A 21,577-nucleotide genomic window follows, 5' to 3' on the forward strand; every position below is an offset into this window, starting at 1 on the left:
TTTTTTACTCAGAACAGATAACAGACAAGTATGAAAAAGGGGAAGTGATAGCCATGCAGATAAATCTGCCCAAAGACCCCATGTTGCTGCTCAGTGTGGTGAACACAAAAATCCGTGATCACTATCATACACTGGATGCACTGTGTGACGACATGCAGGTAGACAAAGAGGAGATTGTAAATACATTGAAAGGAATTGATTATGAATATGATGAATCCAGACATCAGTTTGTCTAAGGAGATACCGGAAGATGATACCAGACGCCAGTATTATTACATAGAAAAGGCAAAAGAATATGTGAGAAAGGAATCCGAAGAGATTGGACGTCCGCTGACCTTCTGTGTCACTACGTTTGGCTGTCAGATGAATGCCAGGGATTCGGAAAAACTGAGAGGAATTCTCGAAAAGATCGGATATCAGGAGGCGCCGGAGGAGACAGCCGACTTTGTGATCTATAATACCTGTACCGTAAGAGAAAATGCCAACACCAGAGTATATGGACGTCTCGGACAGCTCAAACCAAGAAAGAAAGAGAATCCACATATGCGGATTGGGCTGTGCGGCTGCATGATGCAGGAACCTGAGGTGGTGGAAAAGCTTAAGAAAAGTTATCGTTTTGTAGATATTATCTTTGGAACACATAATATATTCAAGTTTGCAGAGCTGATCACAGAACGCTATGAGACCGGAAAGATGGTTGTAGATATCTGGAAGGATACGGACAAGATCGTGGAAGATCTTCCAAATGACAGAAAGTACTTTTTCAAATCTGGTGTGAATATCATGTTTGGATGCAACAATTTCTGCAGCTACTGTATCGTTCCGTATGTTCGCGGACGGGAGAGAAGCAGGGATCCACAGGCCATCATCTCTGAGATTCGTAAGCTTGTCGCCGATGGAGTGGTGGAAGTCATGCTGCTCGGACAAAATGTGAATTCTTACGGCAAAAACCTGGAACATCCCATGACATTTGCAAAGCTTTTGCAGGAGATTGAAAAGATTGAAGGACTTGAGCGGATCCGTTTTATGACGTCGCATCCGAAGGATCTTTCAGATGAGTTAATTGAAGTTATGGGACAGTCAAAAAAGATCTGCAAACATCTTCATCTTCCGGTACAGTCCGGAAGCACGCGGATCTTACAGAAAATGAACCGGAGATATACCAAGGAGCAGTATCTGGAACTGGTTGCGAAGATTCGAAAGGCAGTCCCTGATATCTCTCTGACGACAGATATTATTGTTGGATTTCCCGGTGAAACGGAAGAAGATTTCCAGGAGACCCTGGATATTGTAAGAAAAGTACGATATGACAGTGCTTTTACATTTATCTATTCCAGACGGACCGGAACGCCTGCTGCAGCCATGCCGGATCAGATACCTGAGAATGTGGTAAAAGATCGTTTTGACCGTCTTCTGAAAGAAGTACAGACGATTGCATCAGAGGTATGCGCTGTACATGAGGGCACCGTTCAGACGGCGCTGATTGAGGGAGTAAGTGAACATGACTCTTCTATGGTAACCGGAAGACTCAGCAATAACCTGCTGGTTCACCTGAAAGGATCCAAAGAATTGATCGGACAGCTGATCCCGGTGCAGCTTACGGAGTGTAAAGGTTTCTATTATCTGGGAGAAATGGCAGAATAAATTGCTTATATTTGTAAAAAAAACGCTCAAACTATGTAGTAGCAAGTATTTTGATACGATAGTGAGGGCGTTTTTACATGAAAAAAGTGAGTGAATATTTATTTCTCTGGGCACTTGGAGGAACCGTATATTATTCGCTGGAGATGGTTTTCCGAGGGTTCTCTCATTGGACGATGTTTGTACTCGGTGGAATCTGTCTGGTTTTCTTTACCGTTCAGGGTCAGATGCTCCACTGGGAGGATCCGATGTGGAGACAGATCTTAAGATGTACCATATTCGTAGTATCTGCAGAATTTATTACCGGGATTATTGTAAATAAATGGTTTCAGCTGGCGATCTGGGATTACAGTACTATGCCGCTTCAGCTGTTTGGGCAGATCTGTCTGCCGTTTGCAATCCTGTTTTCCGGGCTGTGTGCTGTTGGCATCTGGCTTGGCGGCAATCTGCTGTACTGGCTGTATGGTGAGGAAAAACCGGATTATCACATCTTGTAAAATTGTATCTTTTCGAAATAAATCGAAAATGTTATAATTAAATGTAAAACATTTAACTAAAAGAGGAGAATAAACGTGGCTGAATTAACACCTATGATGCAGCAGTATATGGAGACAAAAAAGGAATATCCGGACTGCATCTTATTTTATAGACTTGGTGATTTTTATGAGATGTTTTTTGACGATGCACTGACAGCATCGAAAGAGCTGGAAATTACACTGACCGGAAAAAACTGTGGACTGGAAGAGCGTGCGCCGATGTGCGGCGTCCCTTATCATGCAGTGGATAGTTATCTTAACCGGCTGGTATCCAGAGGATATAAGGTTGCGATCTGTGAACAGATGGAAGATCCGGCACTTGCAAAGGGGCTTGTAAAGAGGGAAGTTGTCAGGATCGTTACACCGGGAACAAACCTTGATACACAGGCGCTTGATGAGACGAAGAATAATTATATCATGTGCGTGGTCTACATTGCGGATCGGTATGGCCTGTCTGTGGCGGATGTCACGACCGGAGAATATATGGTGACAGAGATCGAAGACAGTGAAAAATTATTTGACGAGATCTACAGATTCATGCCCTCAGAGCTTGTATGCAATGAGGCTTTTTATATGAGTGGTATGGACTTTGATCTGTTAAAAGATAAGCTTGGAATCACGATCTATTCTCTGGATTCCTGGTATTTTGATGACGCAATCTGCGCCAGAGTACTGAAAGAACATTTTCATGCGGGAACACTGGAAGGACTGGGGCTTGGAGATTATGACGGTGGAGTGATCGCAGCAGGCACACTGCTGCAGTATCTGACCGAAACTCAGAAGCGGGATCTGTCACACATTTCTCATCTGTCTGTCTATGCAACCGGAAAATATATGCTGCTTGACAGCTCCACCAGACGGAATCTTGAATTGTGTGAAACACTTCGCGAAAAACAGAAAAAAGGGTCTCTCCTTTGGGTACTGGATAAGACAAAGACTGCAATGGGTGCAAGAACTCTGCGTAAATTCATAGAGCAGCCTCTGATTGATAAAAAGATGATTGAAAAGCGCTTGGATGCAGTAGAAGAACTGAAGAAAAACGCTATATTGAGAGAAGAGATCCGGGAATATCTGTCTCCGATCTATGATCTGGAGCGTCTGGTGTGTAAGATTACGTATCAGTCAGCAAATCCCAGAGATCTGATCGCATTTGAGAGTTCTCTCTCTATGCTTCCTCACATCAAATGTATTCTGCAGGATATGCAGTCTCCACTGATGAAGGAGTTATATGAAAGCATGGATACGCTGGAGGATCTCTGCAGCCTGGTAAAAAACGCGATTAAAGAAGATCCGCCGATCGCCATGAAAGAAGGCGGGATTATCCGTGACGGATACAATGAAGAGGTGGACCGACTGAGAAGTGCAAAATCAGACGGGAAGGACTGGCTTGCAAAGCTGGAGACTGAGGAAAGAGAAAAAACAGGAATCAAAAATCTCCGGATCCGTTACAATAAAGTATTCGGATATTATCTGGAGGTCACGAACTCATTTAAAAATCTGGTTCCGGACTATTATACGCGTAAACAGACACTTGCAAATGCAGAGCGATATATCATTCCGGAACTCAAAGAACTGGAAGACACGATCCTGGGTGCAGAAGACAAGCTTTACGCACTGGAATATCAGCTGTACAGTGAAGTTCGTGATGCGATCGGAAAAGAAGTCGTAAGGATACAGAATACCGCAAAAGCAATTGCAATGCTTGATACATATGCATCTCTTGCTCTGGTCGCCGAACGTAATAATTATGTCAGACCTAAGATGAACGAAAGAGGAATCATTGATATCAAAGACGGACGCCATCCGGTTGTCGAAAAAATGATTCCAAACGATATGTTTATTGCCAATGATACCTATCTGAATGACAAAAAGAACAGGATCTCTGTCATTACAGGACCGAACATGGCCGGTAAATCCACTTATATGCGTCAGACGGCACTGATCGTACTTATGGCTCAGATCGGATCGTTTGTTCCGGCATCCAGTGCAAATATCGGGGTGGTTGACCGGATATTTACCCGTGTGGGGGCTTCCGACGACCTTGCAAGCGGACAGAGTACCTTTATGGTGGAAATGACTGAGGTTGCCAATATTCTTCGTAATGCAACGAATAAGAGTCTTCTGATTCTGGATGAGATCGGAAGAGGTACCAGCACATTCGACGGCCTGAGTATCGCATGGGCAGTGATCGAGTATATCAGCAACAGCAAACTGCTTGGGGCCAAGACCCTGTTTGCCACACACTATCATGAACTGACAGAACTGGAAGGTAAGATTGACAATGTCAATAATTATTGTATCGCGGTGAAAGAAAAAGGTGATGACATCATCTTCCTGCGTAAGATCATAAAAGGCGGTGCAGATAAGAGCTACGGCATACAGGTTGCAAGGCTTGCCGGGGTTCCGGAATCTGTGACGAATCGCGCAAAAGAGATCGTGGAGGAGCTGATTCAGACGGATATCACAGGACGGATCAAGGACATTGCCGTACGCGGGCAGGAACCGTTCAGACAAAAGGCAAAGCACTATGATGAAGTGGATCTTACTCAGATGTCTCTGTTTGATACTGTTAAGGATGATGATGTGATCCGGGAGATTAAAGAACTGGATCTTGCACATCTGACACCGATCGATGCGCTGAATACATTGTATCAGCTTCAGAATAAGCTGAAAAACAGGTGGTAATATATGAATAAGATACAAGTATTAGATTCTGTTACAATAGATAAGATCGCAGCAGGAGAGGTCATTGAGCGGCCTGCTTCTGTCGTAAAAGAACTGGTGGAAAATGCAATTGACGCGGGATCCACCTCAATCGTTGTCGAGATTAAAGATGGCGGAATTTCCCTGATTCGTATCACAGATAATGGAAGCGGAATTGACCGTGAGGATGTTCCGGCAGCCTTTTTGAGGCATTCCACCAGCAAGATACGGACAGCAGATGATCTGGTACATATCGGTTCTCTTGGATTTCGCGGAGAGGCACTGTCCAGTATTGCGGCTGTCTCGCAGGTAGAGCTCATTACCAAGACCAAAGAACAGACATTCGGAACCAGATACCGTATTGCAGGAGGAAAGGAAGAAGAGCTTGAGGATGCAGGTGCTCCGGACGGAACTACCTTTTTGGTCCGCCAGTTATTCTACAATACGCCGGCGAGAAGAAAATTTCTGAAAACGCCCATGACAGAAGCAAGTCATGTTGGGGATCTGATGACACGTATGGCATTGTCCCATCCGGACATCTCTTTTCAGTTTATCAATAACGGACAGTCAAAGCTTCATACATTCGGAAATGGTAACCTGAAAGATGTCATCTATCATATCTATGGCAGAGACATTGCAGCAAATTTGCTGTCAGCCGACTATGAAGCTTCCGGGATCAAGGTGACAGGATATCTTGGGAAACCATTGATTTCCAGAGGCAACCGGAACTTTGAAAACTACTATATCAACGGCAGATATGTAAAGAGCAGCATCATTTCCAAAGCGATTGAAGATGCATACAAAGATTTTACGATGCAGCATAAGTATCCGTTTGTAGTGCTTCATATGGATATTGACGGAGAATCCGTGGATGTCAATGTACATCCGACGAAGATGGAACTTCGGTTCAATCGCCAGCAGGAGGTATACAATACTGTCTATGCGGCGGTTGATCAGGGCCTGCATGAGAAGGAACTGATCCCACACGTAGAGATAGATGTACCAACGTCAAAAATCACACCGCAAACTACAGATTCACTGTCCCAGAAGAACATTTCGCAAAAAGCAGTCGAACCGCAGAAAGAGAGCATACCGCAAAATGCGGTTACACCTGCAAAATCTGCGGTTCCGCCGGTGCAGGAACGAGATCTGAACTACTTTATGACAAAGATGAAAGAACGTGTCATGGCAGAACATCGTCAGCGTACTGCTTCAGAAAAGCCGTCGGACAATTCTGTTCGAGAAGACAAAACCTCCTATCGTGTTTCGGAGACGCCGATTCCAAAGGCTCGTACTTTAAAGATTCCGTTACCAGAGGTTCCGGCTCCGACAATTCCGGTTCCTGAACCATCGGAACCAATACAGCCAAAACAGCTCGATCTGTTTGAAGAAAAGCTTCTTACGAAAGAGGCCAAAGCAGAGTATAAGATCATTGGTCAGGTGTTTGAAACCTACTGGCTGGTAGAGTATCATGACAATCTGTATATTATCGATCAGCATGCGGCTCATGAAAGAGTCTTGTATGAAAAAACACTGCGTTCCATGAAAACAAGAGAATATACTTCGCAGATGATCAGCCCGCCGATCGTTCTGAATCTCAGTATGCAGGAAGGAGAACTTCTGAACCGTTATATGGATCAGTTTACGAGAATCGGGTTTGAGATTGAAGAATTTGGACAGGATTCTTATGCAGTCAGGGCAGTACCCGATAATCTGTTCAGTATTGCAAAAAAAGATCTTCTTCTGCAGATGCTGGACAGTCTGTCAGATGAATTGAACCGGAATCTTTCCCCGGAACTGATTGACGAAAAAGTAGCATCCATGTCATGTAAAGCGGCTGTGAAGGGAAATATGAAGCTGTCTGCAGCAGAGGTAGATACTTTGATCGGAGAACTTCTGACACTGGACAATCCATATCATTGTCCGCATGGAAGACCAACGATTATCGCAATGACAAAGAGAGAATTAGAAAAGAAATTCAAAAGGATTATATAAGATATGAAAAAACCATTAGTAGTACTAACTGGGCCTACGGCAGTCGGGAAAACAAAAGCGTCTATCGGCCTTGCGAAAGCGATCGGCGGGGAGATCATATCTGCTGATTCCATGCAGATCTACCGGCATATGGATATCGGATCTGCAAAAATAATGCCGGAAGAGATGGAAGGGGTTCCGCATTATCTGATTGATGAGCTGGAACCATCAGAAGAATTTCATGTTGTCCGCTTTCAGCAGATGGCAAAAGAAGCGATGAAAAAGATCTATTCCCATGGAAATATCCCGATCATTGTTGGCGGAACCGGTTTTTATATTCAGGCACTTCTGTATGATATTGATTTTACAGAAACCCGGGAGGAAGATAGTTATCGCAGAGAGCTGGAAGCATATGCGGATTCAAAGGGTGCAGCTTATCTTCATGATATGCTTCGCAGGGTGGATCCAAAAGCAGCGGAGGAGATTCATGCCAATAACGTAAAACGTGTCATCCGCGCGTTAGAGTATTACCATCAGACCGGGAAGAGAATCTCAGAACATAATGAAACTGAGAGAAAAAAACAGTCTCCGTATCAGTTCGTATATTTTGTGCTGAATGATGACCGAAAAAATCTATATCAGAGGATTGATATGAGAGTCGATCAGATGATACAACAGGGACTCGTAGCAGAAGTCAGACATCTCAGAGAGATGGGATGTACCCGGGATATGGTATCCATGCAGGGGCTTGGTTACAAAGAGATTCTTGCATATCTGGACGGAGAATGTACGCTGGAAGAGGCTGTATATATTATCAAAAGAGATACCAGACATTTTGCGAAACGTCAGATCACCTGGTTTAAGAGGGAGCGTCAGGTGACCTGGATTGAAAAGGACCAGTATGCTTATGATGAAGAACGCATTCTGAATGCGATGATTCAATATACGAAGGGAGTTATATGTTAAGAAGATTATTTGGAGGTTCAAAATTTTTAAAAAAAATGAATACACTGATGGAGATTTATTCCAAAAGTCATGATGTTGATTTTGCTTTTCGTGAACTTCTGGGACTGGAATCTCTGATTCGTACAGAGGGAGAACGGGCATTCTATGACCTGAACCGTGCCTCTCTTCTGTATGATATGCAAAGGTACAGAGAAGCCGCAGACATCATTATGCAGATTCATCCGTTGAATCCGGAGTTTGATGCAAGATGTGCTTATGTCAGAACAAAAATTATGGAAGCCATGAACTAGAAAGGAACAAAGATATGTCGATAATAGATAATATGTATCAGGAACTTGGAGTCAGTAAACAGGTGCTGGATTTTGGCCTTGAGGTTGAATCCGGATTAAAAGAAAGATTTGACCGGATCGATGAGATTGCAGAATACAATCAGTTGAAAGTGATCAAAGCCATGCAGGACAGTAAGGTTCGTGCCGGATGCTTTAATTATGCGAGCGGATACGGATATGATGATCTGGGAAGAGATACTCTGGAAGAAGTGTATGCTGCCGTATTTCATACGGAAAGCGCTCTGGTTCGTCCGCAGATTACCTGCGGAACACACGCACTGTCTCTTGCCCTGTCTGCAAATCTGAGACCTGGTGACGAACTTCTGTCGCCGGCTGGAAAGCCATATGATACCCTGGAAGAAGTAATCGGGATCCGTCCTTCTACCGGTTCTCTCGCAGAATATGGAGTGACCTACTCACAGGTGGATCTTCTGGAGGATGGAACCTTTGATTATGACAATATCCGAAAAGCGGTCAATGACAGAACAAAGCTTGTTACGATTCAGCGTTCCAAAGGATATCAGACGCGTCCGAGCTTTTCTGTTGCACAGATCGGAGAGCTGATCGCTTTTGTGAAGTCGATCAAGCCGGATGTGATCTGCATGGTTGACAACTGTTATGGAGAATTTGTAGAAACGATCGAGCCAAGTGATGTAGGCGCAGACATGGTCGTTGGTTCACTGATTAAGAATCCGGGCGGCGGACTTGCACCGATTGGAGGTTATATTGCCGGCAGGGCGGATCTGATCGAAGCCTGCGGCTACCGTCTGACTTCACCGGGACTGGGAAGGGAAGTAGGTGCATCTCTTGGAGTCATGAAGGATTTCTATCAGGGGCTCTTTCTTGCGCCGACTGTTGTTGCGGGAGCGTTAAAAGGAGCGATATTTGCAGCCAATATCTATGAAAAATTAGGATATTATGTGATTCCAGACGGAACCGAAGACAGACATGATATTATTCAGGCCGTGGAATTCGGTATTCCGGAAGGCGTGATAGAGTTCTGTAAGGGAATTCAGGCCGCAGCACCGGTAGACTCTTATGTTACACCGGAACCATGGCCAATGCCGGGATATGACAGTGACGTAATCATGGCGGCGGGAGCATTTGTTCAGGGTTCTTCTATCGAATTGAGTGCCGATGGTCCGATCAAGCCTCCGTATGCCGTATATTTTCAGGGAGGCCTTACATGGCCGCATGCAAAGCTTGGTATTCTGATGTCTCTTGAATATCTTGTACGTGCAGGAATTGTAACCTTAGGTTAAAATATAGCTGTTTCATCACTTTGTGAGGTTGAAGATCAAATATGAAAAAAATCATGATTATCGGAGGCGGGGCCTCCGGTCTTACAGCTGCAATTACTGCGGCAAGAATGAATCCCAAAGCACAGATCTGTATTCTGGAGCATAAAGACAGCCCCGGTAAGAAGATCCTGGCAACCGGAAACGGCAGATGCAATCTGACCAATCGGTTTCAGGCAATGGACTGTTACCGGAGTCGTCATCCCGAGATTGCAGAGAAGATCCTGCGGCAATTCACATATGAAGAGACGCTTTCCTTCTTTTCTTCTCTGGGACTTTTGTTCCGGATGCGCGGAGATTATGTGTATCCCAGATCGGATCAGGCAGCTGCGGTCCTGGATCTGATGCTTATGGAAACCAGGCGGCTTGGAATACAGATACAGACAGGGATTCATGTTGAACGGATTACCCGCAGTGCCAAAGGCTTCTGTATTCATTCGAGTGCTCAGAATTTTCAGGCAGACGCCGTGATTCTGTCTGCCGGCGGCCGTGCATCTTCTGCACTCGGATCCGATGGAAGTGGATATACACTTGCAAAGTCAGCGGGGCACAGCCTTGTCCCGGTTGTTCCGGCTCTTGTGCAGCTGAAAGTAAAGCAGCATCCGTATGCCAAAGCAGCGGGTGTCCGTACAGATGCACAGGTGACCGCCGTCATCGACGGCAAACCCATTGCATCCGATAAGGGAGAACTTCAGATTACAGCATATGGCATCTCCGGAATTCCGGTATTTCAGATCAGTCGTTTTGCTGCAGACGGTCTCCGGCAAAAACGTAACGTGCAGGTAGTGATTGATTTTTTTCCTGATGTGAAAGAAGAAGAACTGCTTTCACTTTTAAAAAGGAGAAAAGAAGAAAACACGTTTCTGACATGTGCTGATTTTTTCATGGGGATCTTTCACAAAAAAATGATCCCACGTTTTCTGGAGCGTGCAGATATCCGTATGGATCAGAAAGCTTCCGGTCTGACTGACAGACAGCTTCACCGACTGGTACGCATAGTAAAAGCGGATACGGTGACGATCACCGACACCAATGGATTTGAAAATGCACAGGTGTGTGCCGGTGGTGTTCCTCTTACAGAAATAGATCCGGGGACGATGGAATCCAGGTGTATGAGGCAGCTCTATCTGGCCGGAGAGCTTCTTGACGTAGACGGCATCTGTGGAGGATATAATCTTCAATGGGCATGGGCAACCGGTTATCTGGCCGGAAGAGCATGCGCATCCTCCGGACACGGAGATACCGGAAAGAAACCAAAGACATCAGGGAAAGGAAAACGCTCATGATCCGAATCAGTCAATTAAAATTACCGATCACACATACCAGAGATGATCTGAAGAAAAAGATCTTGAAAACACTGCGTATCAACGACTCAGAACTTCTTTCCTGGCAGATTCAGAAGCAATCCATTGATGCCCGGAAAAAACCACAGTTATTCTACATTTATTCCGTGGACGTCCACGTAAAAAATGAATCTTCCCTGAAGAAGAAAGTGAAAAACGGACAGGTCATTTTCGGAAAGCAGCAGGTGAAATATTCATTCTCCGTTTCCGGTACACAGCCGCTTATGCACAGACCTGTAATCATAGGCACAGGACCTGCCGGCCTGTTCTGCGGATATATGCTGGCGCTTGCCGGATATCGCCCTGTTCTTCTTGAGCGCGGCGAGGATGTGGATCAGCGTATGAAAGATGTGGAATGTTTCTGGAACGGAGGTCCTCTGAATCCTGATTCGAATGTACAATTTGGGGAGGGAGGAGCAGGAACCTTTTCGGACGGAAAACTGAATACACTGGTCAATGATAAACTTGGCCGCAACACCAAAGTTCTTGAGATCTTTCACGCACATGGTGCACCACAGGAGATCATGTATCAGAGCAAACCACATATCGGAACGGATATACTCGCTTCCGTGATCAGAAATATGCGTCATACCATCTGTACACATGGCGGGGAAGTTCGTTTTCATTCTCAGGTGACAGATATCAGGACATCTTATTCTGATAACAGGGAGCAGTTGACAGGACTCTGTGTTCGAGACCTGCATACCGGCAAAGAGGAACTTCTTTTTACAGACATTGCAGTATTTGCGATCGGACATAGCGCGAGAGATACCTTTGCCATGCTGAAGGGACATCGTTTGACGATGGAACCAAAGTCTTTTGCAGTCGGTGTCCGTATGGAACATCCACAATCTATGATCAATGAAGATCAATATGGAGAGCATTACCCTGATTGTCTTCCGGCAGCACCTTATAAACTGGCAGTTAATCTGGAAAACGGAAGAGGGGTCTATACCTTCTGTATGTGTCCAGGCGGATATGTTGTCAATGCTTCGTCAGAAGAACATCGTCTTGCCGTAAATGGGATGAGCTACAGTGGACGTGACGGAAAAAATGCAAACAGTGCTGTGATCGTCACCGTGACTCCTGAAGATTACGGAAACGGGGATGCTTTATCCGGTATGGAATACCAGCGCAGACTTGAGGAGGCCGCATATCTTGCAGGGAATGGAAAGATTCCGGTACAATTGTTCGGCGATTTTTGTTCCAATAAGGTCTCAGATGGCCCTCAGGAAGTACTTCCACAGATGAAAGGCGAATACGCCTGGAGCAATGTAAGAAGTATTTTCCCGGAAGAGATTGCACAGTCTCTGGAAGAAGGTATCCGGTCTTTCGGACAGAAGATTCACGGATATGCGAGAGAGGACGCTGTGTTATCCGGTGTAGAGAGTCGCACCTCTTCCCCTGTCAGGATTTTGCGTGATGACACTCTTCAGAGCAATATCCGGGGAATCTTTCCCTGTGGAGAAGGTGCCGGATATGCGGGTGGAATTACATCAGCTGCCATGGATGGACTAAAAGTGGCAGAAAATATTGCCATGGCCTACCGCCCATTCGACACGGTGTCGGATGATTAAGAAAAATTTAATGGGATAAGTCTATACACATTTTTTTAAATGTGATAAAATGTATTGAGTTTTTTAGATAGATAAAAAACGAGGAGGAGTACATATGAAAGGAAAAGGAAATAAAAACGCCTGGACTTTATTTCTGATGATCTTATGTGGCATAGTTCTCGGTGGTTTCATCGGAATGCTGGCGGAAGGGGTGCCGGCACTTTCCTGGTTGAGCTATGGACAGTCTTTTGGTCTGGATGAGCCGATCATCCTGAATCTGGGGATTCTGGTCATTACATTTGGCCTGTCCATAAAGATTACTATGGCAAGTATTATTGGCGTAATTCTTTCCATTATATTATATCGTTTCTTGTAAGTTCTATTATGAGTATCATGCGAATCCAAAGATAAGATGAATCAGACAAATACCATGAAAGAGTTGCCGGAAAACGAACGTCCATACGAAAAATGTGTACGCAAGGGTGCCGGCAGTTTGAGTGATGTTGAATTGCTGGCCGTACTTTTACGTACGGGCACCAGGGGCGAGAGTGCACTCGATCTGGCACGCCGCATTCTATATGATTCCGGTGAAGACGGAATTCTTGGAATCCATCGTTTCAGCATTGAAAGACTTATGAGAATGAAGGGCATTGGAAAAGTAAAAGCAATTCAGATATCCTGCATATCGGAACTTGCAAAGCGGCTTTCCAAGGCCTCACATCAGGAAGCACTCTGTTTTTCGGATCCCCGGACGATCGCCAATTATTATATGGAAGACCTCCGGCACGAAAAGCAGGAACTTATGAAACTGTTAATGTTAAATTCGAAAGCAAAGCTGATTGGTGAGACCAATATCTCGAAAGGAACTGTGAATGCTTCCGTGATCACACCAAGAGAGCTTTTCATAGAGGCATTGGAAAAAAATGCCGTGTCTATTGTGATTATGCATAATCACCCAAGTGGTGATCCGACTCCCAGCCGGGAAGATATGCTGACAACCAAAAGGATCCTGGATGCAGGTGCATTGATCGGGATTGAATTGTTAGATCATATCATTATTGGCAATAATTGTTATATCAGCTTCAGGGAGGAGGGCATATTGTAGAAAGGACCTGTCAGATGGCGAGAAATGTATACGGACTGGATCTTGGCTCCTATGAGATCAAGGTCTATGATAAGAAAAAAGATACGATCTGGAAAGAAAAAGATGTGATTGCATTTAAGAATAACCGTGACAGAGATATCTTTGCGGTAGGAGATGATGCATATGAAATGTACGGAAAGGCCCCTTCATCCATTGAGATTGCCTTTCCAATGAAACAGGGTGTTATCTCAAGATTTAACGATATGCAGTTTCTGCTTCAGAATCTTTTAAAAAGAGGAAGACAATTTTCAAGAGGTTCAGAGTATGTAATTGCTGTTCCTACAGATGTCACAGAAGTTGAAAAAAAGGCGTTCTTCGATCTGGTAATTCATTCTACTGCCAGAGCGAAAGAAGTCAATATTGTGGAACGTTCAATCGCGGATGCGGTTGGACTGAATCTTGATATTCAGAATACCGCCGGAACGATGATTGCCAACTTTGGCGGAGAGACAACTGAGATTTCTGTAATTGCCGGTGGAGGACTGGTTTTCAACCAGCTTTTGAAGGTCGGAGGTTCAACGTTTGATAATTCTATCATTACGCTTGTGCGTCACAGTCATGATTTTCTGATCGGAAGACTGACTGCCGAGGCACTGAGAAAGAATTTTGCAATCTTTACGGGTGATGCAGAGTCTGTGTTATCTGTTGCCGGCCGTGATCTTATCACCGGCGTTCCGGTCCGTAAACCAATCTCTATTACACTGGTCCGGGCGGCTATGAAAGATCCTCTTCTGGAATGTGTACGTGCAATCAATTCTCTTCTGGACCGTACACCTCCGGAAATGCGAAAAGCGATTCATGAAAACGGAATCTTTCTGACCGGAGGCATTGCACACATGCCCGGACTTGAGATCTATATTGAACAGATGACAGGTATCAAAACAAGAACTGCTCTGGAACCCGATATCTGTGCAGTCAATGGTCTGAAGAAGATTATTATGTCCAAAGAATTACGTAAACTTGCATACTCAATGATTGATGAAAATTATAGGTGGATGAGATAATGAAAATGAAAAACCAATCTTCCTTACCAAGTAAATACTGGCTGATGATTATCATCGTGTGCTGCATCATCCTTCTTGGAATCGAACGTTTTACCGATGGTGGAGGTCCTCTGAGATTTGTAGCAAATTATACAGTGATTCCGATGCAGAAGGGAATCAGTTATGTGGGTCGTTTTATGAGCGATCTCTCCGATAATTTCAAGACGCTGGAAGAGATGAAAAAAGAAAATGATGAGCTGCAGACGAAAGTTGATGAACTGACCATAGATAATACCAGACTGAGGCAGGAGCAGTACGAACTGGAGCGGCTCAGAGAATTGTACAAGCTGGATGAAAATTATTCGGATTACACCAAGATAGGCGCTCATGTAATTGCAAATAACGGAAGTAACTGGTTCAATGATTTTACGATTGACAAAGGAAGCAACGACGGAATTAAAAAAGACTGTAATGTTCTGGCCGGAAGCGGTCTGGTCGGTATTGTTACGGAGGTCGGACCGAATTATGCCAGAGTGCGTTCTATCATCGATGATTCCAGCAGTATCAGCGGCATGATCCTGTCCACGTCAGATACCTGTATTGTAAGAGGTGATCTGAAACAAATGTCTGACGGAAGGATCCGGTTTGAAAAGCTTGCCAATAACGACAATGAGATAGAGGTCGGAGAGCAGGTAGTAACTTCTCATGTAAGCAGTCGTTTCCTGCAGGGCCTTTTTATAGGATATATCAGTGAAGTGGAGGTAGATTCCAATAACCTGACCAGATCCGGTTATATCACTCCGGCCGTAGATTTTACCAAACTTCAGGAGGTCCTGGTCATTACTACAACAAAACAGGATCTCATCAATGGTTCAGATGCGGATGAAAATAGCAAGGGAGATTAGAGCATGAAACGAAAGCTGATTACTTTTATCATTATCATTGTCTGTTTTCTGTTAGAATGTACCGTATTTCACAGGTTGTCATTTGCTTCCGTAAAACCGAACCTGCTGATCATTATCACTTCTTCGTTCGGCTTTATGCGTGGCAAGAAAGAAGGCATGGCGGTGGGGGTGTGTTCCGGACTGCTGATTGACATATGCTGGGGAAATCTTCTTGGATTTCATACCCTGCTGTTCGCAGTGATCGGATACATGAATGGTTCTTTCAGACGATTATTTTTTGATGACGATATCAAACTTCCGATTGCTCTGATTGCTGCCAGTGAGATGATCTACGGTCTGGTATGCTATTTTTGTATGCAGATGCTCCAGGGCGATTTTGCATTTGGCATCTATCTGATGCAGATTATTCTTCCGGAACTGGTATACACGATTCTGGTTACTCTGATCCTGTATCAGATCATATTACAGATTAATAAGAAACTCGAAGCAGAAGAACAAAGGAGTGCAAGCAGATTTGTATAGTTTATGGGAACGGATAAAGTCCGGAATCGCAGAAGTCGTACAATCCAGAATCTTTGTGGTCATCATCGTATTTTGCGTGTTGTCTGCAATTCTGGTACAGAGAGTATTCTATCTTCAGATAGTAAAAGGGCAGGAATATTTTGACGATTATAAGTTGCAGATCCAGAAGACAAAAGAAGTGCAGGGTACCCGTGGCAACATTTATGATCGCAACGGTAATCTCCTTGCCTATAATGAACTGGCTTATTCCGTCACGATTGAAGATAACGGAGAGTACGACAGTATCAAACAGAAGAATACCATCATCAATCAGACCGTTTCTACTGTAATTGATATGGTGGAATCGAATGGTGATACCGTGATCAATGACTTTGGTATTATTCTGGATAACAATAATGAATATAAGTATGTTGCAGAAAACGAGACACAGAAGCTTCGTTTTATTGCTGATGTTTATGGAAAGAAAACAATCGATCAACTGTCAGCAAAACAACAGAACAATACCGCAGAGGAAGTAATCAATTATCTCTGTACAGATAAGATCAATGGCTATGGAATTGATCAGAGCGAACTTGGAAAAGAAGAAGTCCTTAAGATGGTGAACATACGCTATAATCTGTCGCTCAATAATTACCAGAAATATATTACCACCACCATTGCGGAAGATGTCAGTGAAGAGACCGTCGCTGATGTGATGGAGCATCTTGATGAGCTTCAGGGAATCAATATTGAAGAAGAATCTCTCCGAAGATATACCGACAGTAAATGTTTTGCCAATATTATCGGCTATACCGGACAGATCTCTCAGGAAGAGTATGATGCGCTCAGTGAAGAAGAACAGGAACAATATGATAAAACAGATACCGTTGGAAAATCGGGACTGGAAAAGACCATGGATTCTGTTCTGCAGGGGAAAAAGGGTGAAGTAAAGCTCTATGTGAACAGTGTCGGAAGAGTCATTGAGACTGTGAAGGGCACAGACCCGAAAGCAGGTAATGATCTGTATCTTACCATTGATGCAGATCTTCAGAAGGCAGCATATAACATCATTGAGCAGGAGCTTGCAGGAATTCTTCTCGCAAAGATCCAGAATACTTTGACCTATGACAGAACACAGGTTACAGACGGAAGTGATGTAATTATTCCAATCGGTGATGTGTATGATACATTTATCAGTAATGATATTCTGGATATTAAACATTTTTCAGATGAAGAAGCAGGCATTGCCGAGCAGGAAGTTTCCGAAGCGTTTGTTTCACGTAAGACGGAAGTGAAAGAAGAACTTCAGAATGTATTATCCGATCCCAATGCAGGCGCTTATAAAGAGCAGCCAAAAGAGATGCAGGCATATCTGACATATCTGGTCACAGACGTTCTGACGAATGGAACCAATATTATTGATCCGGATGTGCTGGACACAAAAGATGCGACATATAAAGCCTGGAGGGACGATGAATCCATCAATATATATACGTATCTGAATTATGCCATTTCACAGAACTGGGTGGATACATCTTTGTTAAAGGATTATGTATCTTCCAAGGGGGATTACTCAGATTCCGGTGAGATCTATCAGGGAATTATTGCATTTATTCAGGATTATATTGATTCTGATAACAGTTTTGATAAACTGATCTACCGGTATATGATCAAATCCGGTGCTGTTACGGGCCGTCAGATCTGTATGATGCTTTATGAGCAGGAAATTCTTCAGTATGACGAAGCTCAATACAGTGCACTTAACAGTGGAAGCATCGGAGCATATGATTTTATTCGAGGAAAGATACAGACGCTGGAAATTACTCCCGGACAGCTTGCCCTTGAACCATGCACCGGTTCTCTGGTGATGACCGATCCGAATTCAGGCGAGGTTCTTGCCTGTGTATCGTACCCGGGATATGACAATAACCGGCTTGCAAATACCATGGATTCCACGTATTACAACAAGCTCGTTACAGATAATGCAAGACCATTTTACAATAATGCGACACAGGAAAAAACAGCACCCGGTTCTACTTTCAAACCGCTGGTTGCCATTGCAGGTCTTACAGAAGGTGTGATTAATGCCAGTGAATACCTTCCTTGCTACGGGGAATATAAAAAAGTAACGCCATATCCAAAATGCTGGATCTATCCGTCTGCTCACGGAAGTCTGAATGTGGAAGGTGCAATAGCAAATTCCTGTAACAGTTACTTTTATGAAGTTGGTTACCGGCTTGGAATCACCAAAAGCGGAGAATCACAGATTGAGTCCGATAATGAGGAAGGCGATGCTACACAGTCCTACTATTCCAGTGATGTTGGTATTGAGAAGCTGAAAAAATACGCAGAAGAATTTGGACTCGGGGACACCTCCGGGCTTGAGATCCCCGAATCAGAACCACAGATATCAGATGAATCCTCTGTTCCGTCTGCAATCGGACAGGGAACGAATAACTATACCACCAGCCAGCTTGCACGTTATGTGACTGCAGTTGCCAACAAGGGAACCGTCTATGATCTCAGCCTGATCGATAAGGTTACAGATGTGGACGGAAAGGTGATCAAAGATTACACACCGGAAGTGAAGAATACCGTCACCAACGTATCTTCTTCCACATGGACGGCAGTCCATAATGGAATGCGGGCAGTTGTAACTTCGGCACATGCAGATATTTTTTCAAAGTTAATTGCAAGTGGGATAGCACTGTCTGGAAAGACAGGTACCGCACAACAGAGTCAGACGCATCCTGACCACGGCCTGTTCGTCGGATTTGCACCGAGTGACAGCCCGGAAGTAGCATTTGCGATCCGTATCGCAAACGGATACAGCTCTACCTATGCTGCTGAAATCGGAAATGCCGTCATGGAGTACTATTATGGAGTAACGCCTGAGGATGAGATCATTACAGGTGAAGCAGCAGTTATCAGTGCAGGAAACTCCGGAGGAGACTAAAAGCGGAAAGGATGAGTGTATGTGAAAGATCCGGTACTCATAAAGAGTAACAGATACGGCATAACCATATACTTTGATTCGGACATGCCTTTTGAAGAATTAACGAAAGAGGTAAAAAACAAGTTCGAGGCATCTGCACATTTTTTTGAACATGCAGACATGGCAGTGGAGTATGAGGGCCGTACTTTCACAGAAGAGGAAGAGCGAAGGATGACAGAAGTCATTCAGAGCGCTGCTGATATACGAATCAGATGTATCATTGAAAAAAACACTTACACAGAACAGGTTCATAAACGTATGCTTGGAGAGAGCCTGAAAGCCATACATGAGAGGGACGGTCAGTTCTATAAAGGTACACTCAGAGGAAGACAGATTCTGGAATCCGAGACAAGCATTGTAATCATAGGAGATGTAGACACCAGAGCAACCGTGGCATCCAAGGGTCATGTGATCGTGACCGGGACGATCTACGGTACCGTGATTGCAGGCGCTTCCGGAAGACAGGATGCAGTCATTGCAGCTCTCCATATGCAGCCAAGAAAGCTGCGCATCGGAGATATTGAAGTAAAACCAGTTATAGGAGGAAGTTATTCATGGGCGAAGTTATCGTAATTACATCAGGAAAAGGCGGCGTTGGCAAGACAACCACAACTGCCAATATCGGCGCCGGATTATCAAAATTTGACAAAAAGGTAGTTGTGATAGATACTGATCTGGGATTGCGCAATCTGGATGTTGTCATGGGTCTGGAGAATCTGATCGTGTACAATCTGGTCGATGTAATCGAAGGATCCTGCAGGCTGAAGCAGGCTCTGATCCGGGACAAAAGATATGAGAATCTCTATCTTCTGCCTTCTGCACAGACAAAGGATAAGTCAGCAATCTCTCCCGGCCAGATGAAAAAACTGACTTCTGAACTTAAGGAAGAATTTGATTATATCCTCCTGGATTGTCCTGCCGGAATTGAGCAGGGTTTCCAGAATGCAATTGCGGGAGCTGATCGTGCGATCGTTGTTACGACACCGGAGGTTTCTGCCATCCGGGATGCCGACCGGATCATTGGTCTTCTGGAACATAATCAGATGAAAAAGATTGACCTCATTATTAACCGCATCCGTATGGATATGGTAAAAAGGGGAGATATGATGTCCGTTGATGATGTGACAGAGATTCTGTCTGTTCCGTTGATTGGTGCACTTCCTGATGATGAGAAAGTAGTAATCGGCACCAATCAGGGAGAACCGGTCGTTGGAATTGATTCAAAAGCCGGACAGGCTTACATGAACATATGCAAAAGAATTCTGGGCATTGAAGTTCCGTTCCTGGATCTGGATGCCGGAAACGGATTGTTTTCAAAGCTTTCACATATCTTTAAAAAAGATTAGGAGGGAAAGCAGATGTTGAAAAAATCTTCTGTTGTAATCGCAAAAGACCGGTTAAAGGCACTGGTTGTCTCTGATCGTGTCAGCTGCATTCCCGGAGCGTATGAGAATATATGCAGGGAATTATACGAATCACTTTCAAAATATATAGAGCTTACAGAAGAGAATTTTCAAGTGGAATTTAAAAGAACACAGGTTATTATTACATTCACAGGAGAAGAGACGTGAGATCACATAGATTTACAAAACCATATCATTTAAAAGATTACAAATTCAGTCTGGTATTTCTTGTACTGGCATTATCGGTGATCGGTGTGCTGGTCGTAGGAAGTGCCAAAGCTTCTTTTCAGGGAAAGCAGATTCTGGGTGTATTTATCGGACTGATTGCCATGTTTATTGTTTCCATGATCGATTATATGTGGATTCAGAATTTTTACTGGCTGATCTATATATTTACCGTATTGATCCTTGGTGCCGTTCTGGTTATCGGAACCAATGTAAATGGTGCAACCCGATGGATCGACCTTGGCTTTACGACATTTCAGCCGTCAGAACTGGCCAAGATTCTTCTGATACTGTTTTTTTCCAAGTTTATTATGGAACATGAAGAAGATATCAACGATAAGTTTACATTGATAAAATATGCGATTCTTGCAGGAATACCGCTTGCACTGATTATCGTTGAGCCGAACCTGTCTACAACGATATGTACTGCGCTGTTGATCTGTCTTATGATCTATGTCGGTGGATTGAGCTACAAATTTATCGTCTCTGTTTTACTGATCCTCATACCGGTAGCAGCTATCTTTCTGAGTATCGTTGTGCAGCCGGATCAGAAAATATTGAAAGATTACCAGCAGAAGCGTATTCTGGCATTTATTGAACCGGAAAAATATGAAAGTGATGAAGCATATCAGCAGAAAAACTCTGTTATGGCAATAGGATCCGGACAGCTGACCGGAAAGGGACTGAACAATAATACGACTACTTCTGTAAAAAATGGTAACTTTATTCTTGAACCGCAGACAGACTTCATCTTTGCTATTGTCGGAGAAGAACTTGGTTTTGTTGGAAGTTGCATAATTATTGCGTTATTACTGTTAATTGTGATACAATGTATATTGATAGGCATGCGATCGCAGGACCTGGCAGGGAGAATCATATGCTGTGGGGTCGGCGGTCTCATAGGAATACAAAGTTTTATTAATATCGGTGTTGCTACAAAAATACTGCCCAACACAGGCGTTCCGTTACCTTTTGTAAGCTATGGACTGACTTCTCTGGTTAGTTTATATATCGGTATAGGACTTGTACTGAATGTTGGCCTGCAGCCTAAAAAATACCAGTAAGGAGTGAATAA

General features: G+C 44.0%; 20 protein-coding genes. All 20 read left to right on the forward strand.

Going from position 1 to position 21,577, the window contains the following annotated elements; all coding sequences use genetic code 11:
- The first annotated feature begins 53 nt into the window (after positions 1-53).
- The 20 genes from ABE547_RS05240 (at position 54) to ABE547_RS05335 (ending at position 21,566) form a co-directional block, all read left to right on the forward strand.
- On the forward strand, positions 54-236 hold the full coding sequence (locus tag ABE547_RS05240) for a DUF4250 domain-containing protein (RefSeq protein ID WP_347377770.1): 183 nt from the start codon (positions 54-56) through the stop codon (positions 234-236).
- Positions 202-1,644: a tRNA (N6-isopentenyl adenosine(37)-C2)-methylthiotransferase MiaB gene (gene miaB, locus ABE547_RS05245; RefSeq protein ID WP_347377771.1), complete on the forward strand. Its 1,443-nt coding sequence runs from the start codon at positions 202-204 to the stop codon at positions 1,642-1,644. Before ABE547_RS05240 ends, miaB begins: the two co-directional genes overlap by 35 nt.
- 77 nt (positions 1,645-1,721) lie before the next feature.
- Positions 1,722-2,138 carry a hypothetical protein gene (locus ABE547_RS05250; protein WP_347377772.1) on the forward strand — a complete coding sequence of 139 codons (417 nt, stop codon included), beginning with the start codon at positions 1,722-1,724 and terminating at the stop codon, positions 2,136-2,138.
- 93 nt (positions 2,139-2,231) lie between these two features.
- Positions 2,232-4,862 (forward strand): DNA mismatch repair protein MutS, encoded by a 2,631-nt coding sequence (mutS, locus tag ABE547_RS05255; protein WP_347377849.1) that lies wholly within the window; start codon positions 2,232-2,234, stop codon positions 4,860-4,862.
- Positions 4,863-4,865: 3 nt separating this feature from the next.
- Positions 4,866-6,875 (forward strand): DNA mismatch repair endonuclease MutL, encoded by a 2,010-nt coding sequence (gene mutL / locus ABE547_RS05260; RefSeq protein WP_347377773.1) that lies wholly within the window; start codon positions 4,866-4,868, stop codon positions 6,873-6,875.
- Between the two features lie 3 nt (positions 6,876-6,878).
- A complete protein-coding gene (gene miaA, locus ABE547_RS05265; protein ID WP_347377774.1) occupies positions 6,879-7,820 on the forward strand; it encodes a tRNA (adenosine(37)-N6)-dimethylallyltransferase MiaA in 942 nt (313 codons plus the stop codon).
- A complete protein-coding gene (locus tag ABE547_RS05270) occupies positions 7,814-8,110 on the forward strand; it encodes a hypothetical protein (protein ID WP_347377775.1) in 297 nt (98 codons plus the stop codon). The genes miaA and ABE547_RS05270 overlap by 7 nt, the downstream gene beginning before the upstream one ends.
- A gap of 14 nt (positions 8,111-8,124) precedes the next feature.
- Complete coding sequence (locus ABE547_RS05275; RefSeq protein WP_347377776.1) at positions 8,125-9,411, forward strand: methionine gamma-lyase family protein; 1,287 nt, start codon at positions 8,125-8,127, stop codon at positions 9,409-9,411.
- A 41-nt stretch (positions 9,412-9,452) separates the two neighbouring features.
- On the forward strand, positions 9,453-10,733 hold the full coding sequence (locus ABE547_RS05280; RefSeq protein WP_347377777.1) for an NAD(P)/FAD-dependent oxidoreductase: 1,281 nt from the start codon (positions 9,453-9,455) through the stop codon (positions 10,731-10,733).
- Positions 10,730-12,367, forward strand: coding sequence for an FAD-dependent protein (locus ABE547_RS05285; RefSeq protein WP_347377778.1), 1,638 nt, complete (start codon positions 10,730-10,732; stop codon positions 12,365-12,367). The genes ABE547_RS05280 and ABE547_RS05285 overlap by 4 nt, the downstream gene beginning before the upstream one ends.
- Positions 12,368-12,461: 94 nt before the next feature.
- Positions 12,462-12,722: a DUF4321 domain-containing protein gene (locus ABE547_RS05290; RefSeq protein ID WP_347377779.1), complete on the forward strand. Its 261-nt coding sequence runs from the start codon at positions 12,462-12,464 to the stop codon at positions 12,720-12,722.
- Positions 12,723-12,758: 36 nt separating this feature from the next.
- On the forward strand, positions 12,759-13,451 hold the full coding sequence (gene radC / locus ABE547_RS05295) for a DNA repair protein RadC (protein ID WP_347377780.1): 693 nt from the start codon (positions 12,759-12,761) through the stop codon (positions 13,449-13,451).
- 14 nt (positions 13,452-13,465) lie between these two features.
- The gene (locus ABE547_RS05300; RefSeq protein ID WP_347377781.1) at positions 13,466-14,494 is read left to right on the forward strand and encodes a rod shape-determining protein; all 1,029 of its coding nucleotides are present in this window, start codon (positions 13,466-13,468) and stop codon (positions 14,492-14,494) included.
- Complete coding sequence (mreC, locus tag ABE547_RS05305; protein WP_347377782.1) at positions 14,494-15,378, forward strand: rod shape-determining protein MreC; 885 nt, start codon at positions 14,494-14,496, stop codon at positions 15,376-15,378. Before ABE547_RS05300 ends, mreC begins: the two co-directional genes overlap by 1 nt.
- A gap of 3 nt (positions 15,379-15,381) precedes the next feature.
- Positions 15,382-15,900, forward strand: coding sequence for a rod shape-determining protein MreD (gene mreD / locus ABE547_RS05310; RefSeq protein WP_347377783.1), 519 nt, complete (start codon positions 15,382-15,384; stop codon positions 15,898-15,900).
- Positions 15,893-18,835 (forward strand): penicillin-binding transpeptidase domain-containing protein, encoded by a 2,943-nt coding sequence (locus ABE547_RS05315; RefSeq protein WP_347377784.1) that lies wholly within the window; start codon positions 15,893-15,895, stop codon positions 18,833-18,835. The genes mreD and ABE547_RS05315 overlap by 8 nt, the downstream gene beginning before the upstream one ends.
- 21 nt (positions 18,836-18,856) lie before the next feature.
- A complete protein-coding gene (locus tag ABE547_RS05320; protein ID WP_347377785.1) occupies positions 18,857-19,447 on the forward strand; it encodes a septum site-determining protein MinC in 591 nt (196 codons plus the stop codon).
- Positions 19,429-20,220 carry a septum site-determining protein MinD gene (minD, locus tag ABE547_RS05325; RefSeq protein WP_347377786.1) on the forward strand — a complete coding sequence of 264 codons (792 nt, stop codon included), beginning with the start codon at positions 19,429-19,431 and terminating at the stop codon, positions 20,218-20,220. The genes ABE547_RS05320 and minD overlap by 19 nt, the downstream gene beginning before the upstream one ends.
- 12 nt (positions 20,221-20,232) lie before the next feature.
- Entirely contained in the window at positions 20,233-20,445 is a 213-nt protein-coding gene (locus ABE547_RS05330; RefSeq protein WP_347377787.1) for a cell division topological specificity factor MinE, read from the forward strand.
- Entirely contained in the window at positions 20,442-21,566 is a 1,125-nt protein-coding gene (locus ABE547_RS05335; RefSeq protein WP_347377788.1) for an FtsW/RodA/SpoVE family cell cycle protein, read from the forward strand. Before ABE547_RS05330 ends, ABE547_RS05335 begins: the two co-directional genes overlap by 4 nt.
- Positions 21,567-21,577: the final 11 nt, after the last annotated feature.

The organism is Dorea sp. YH-dor226, assembly GCF_039832105.1.
Classification (GTDB): Bacteria; Bacillota; Clostridia; order Lachnospirales; family Lachnospiraceae; genus Dorea_A.

Bases quoted from the DNA above. Each gene is read 5' to 3' on its own strand.
- ABE547_RS05250 (WP_347377772.1), top strand. From the start codon at position 1,722: ATGAAAAAAGTGAGTGAATATTTATTTCTCTGGGCACTTGGAGGAACC.
- mreD (WP_347377783.1), top strand. From the start codon at position 15,382: ATGAAACGAAAGCTGATTACTTTTATCATTATCATTGTCTGTTTTCTG.
- ABE547_RS05330 (WP_347377787.1), top strand. From the start codon at position 20,233: ATGTTGAAAAAATCTTCTGTTGTAATCGCAAAAGACCGGTTAAAGGCA.
- ABE547_RS05275 (WP_347377776.1), top strand. From the start codon at position 8,125: ATGTCGATAATAGATAATATGTATCAGGAACTTGGAGTCAGTAAACAG.
- ABE547_RS05280 (WP_347377777.1), top strand. From the start codon at position 9,453: ATGAAAAAAATCATGATTATCGGAGGCGGGGCCTCCGGTCTTACAGCT.
- miaA (WP_347377774.1), top strand. From the start codon at position 6,879: ATGAAAAAACCATTAGTAGTACTAACTGGGCCTACGGCAGTCGGGAAA.
- ABE547_RS05285 (WP_347377778.1), top strand. From the start codon at position 10,730: ATGATCCGAATCAGTCAATTAAAATTACCGATCACACATACCAGAGAT.
- miaB (WP_347377771.1), top strand. From the start codon at position 202: ATGAATATGATGAATCCAGACATCAGTTTGTCTAAGGAGATACCGGAA.
- mutS (WP_347377849.1), top strand. From the start codon at position 2,232: ATGATGCAGCAGTATATGGAGACAAAAAAGGAATATCCGGACTGCATC.
- ABE547_RS05290 (WP_347377779.1), top strand. From the start codon at position 12,462: ATGAAAGGAAAAGGAAATAAAAACGCCTGGACTTTATTTCTGATGATC.
- mutL (WP_347377773.1), top strand. From the start codon at position 4,866: ATGAATAAGATACAAGTATTAGATTCTGTTACAATAGATAAGATCGCA.
- ABE547_RS05270 (WP_347377775.1), top strand. From the start codon at position 7,814: ATGTTAAGAAGATTATTTGGAGGTTCAAAATTTTTAAAAAAAATGAAT.
- mreC (WP_347377782.1), top strand. From the start codon at position 14,494: ATGAAAATGAAAAACCAATCTTCCTTACCAAGTAAATACTGGCTGATG.
- minD (WP_347377786.1), top strand. From the start codon at position 19,429: ATGGGCGAAGTTATCGTAATTACATCAGGAAAAGGCGGCGTTGGCAAG.
- radC (WP_347377780.1), top strand. From the start codon at position 12,759: ATGAATCAGACAAATACCATGAAAGAGTTGCCGGAAAACGAACGTCCA.
- ABE547_RS05300 (WP_347377781.1), top strand. From the start codon at position 13,466: ATGGCGAGAAATGTATACGGACTGGATCTTGGCTCCTATGAGATCAAG.
- ABE547_RS05240 (WP_347377770.1), top strand. From the start codon at position 54: ATGCAGATAAATCTGCCCAAAGACCCCATGTTGCTGCTCAGTGTGGTG.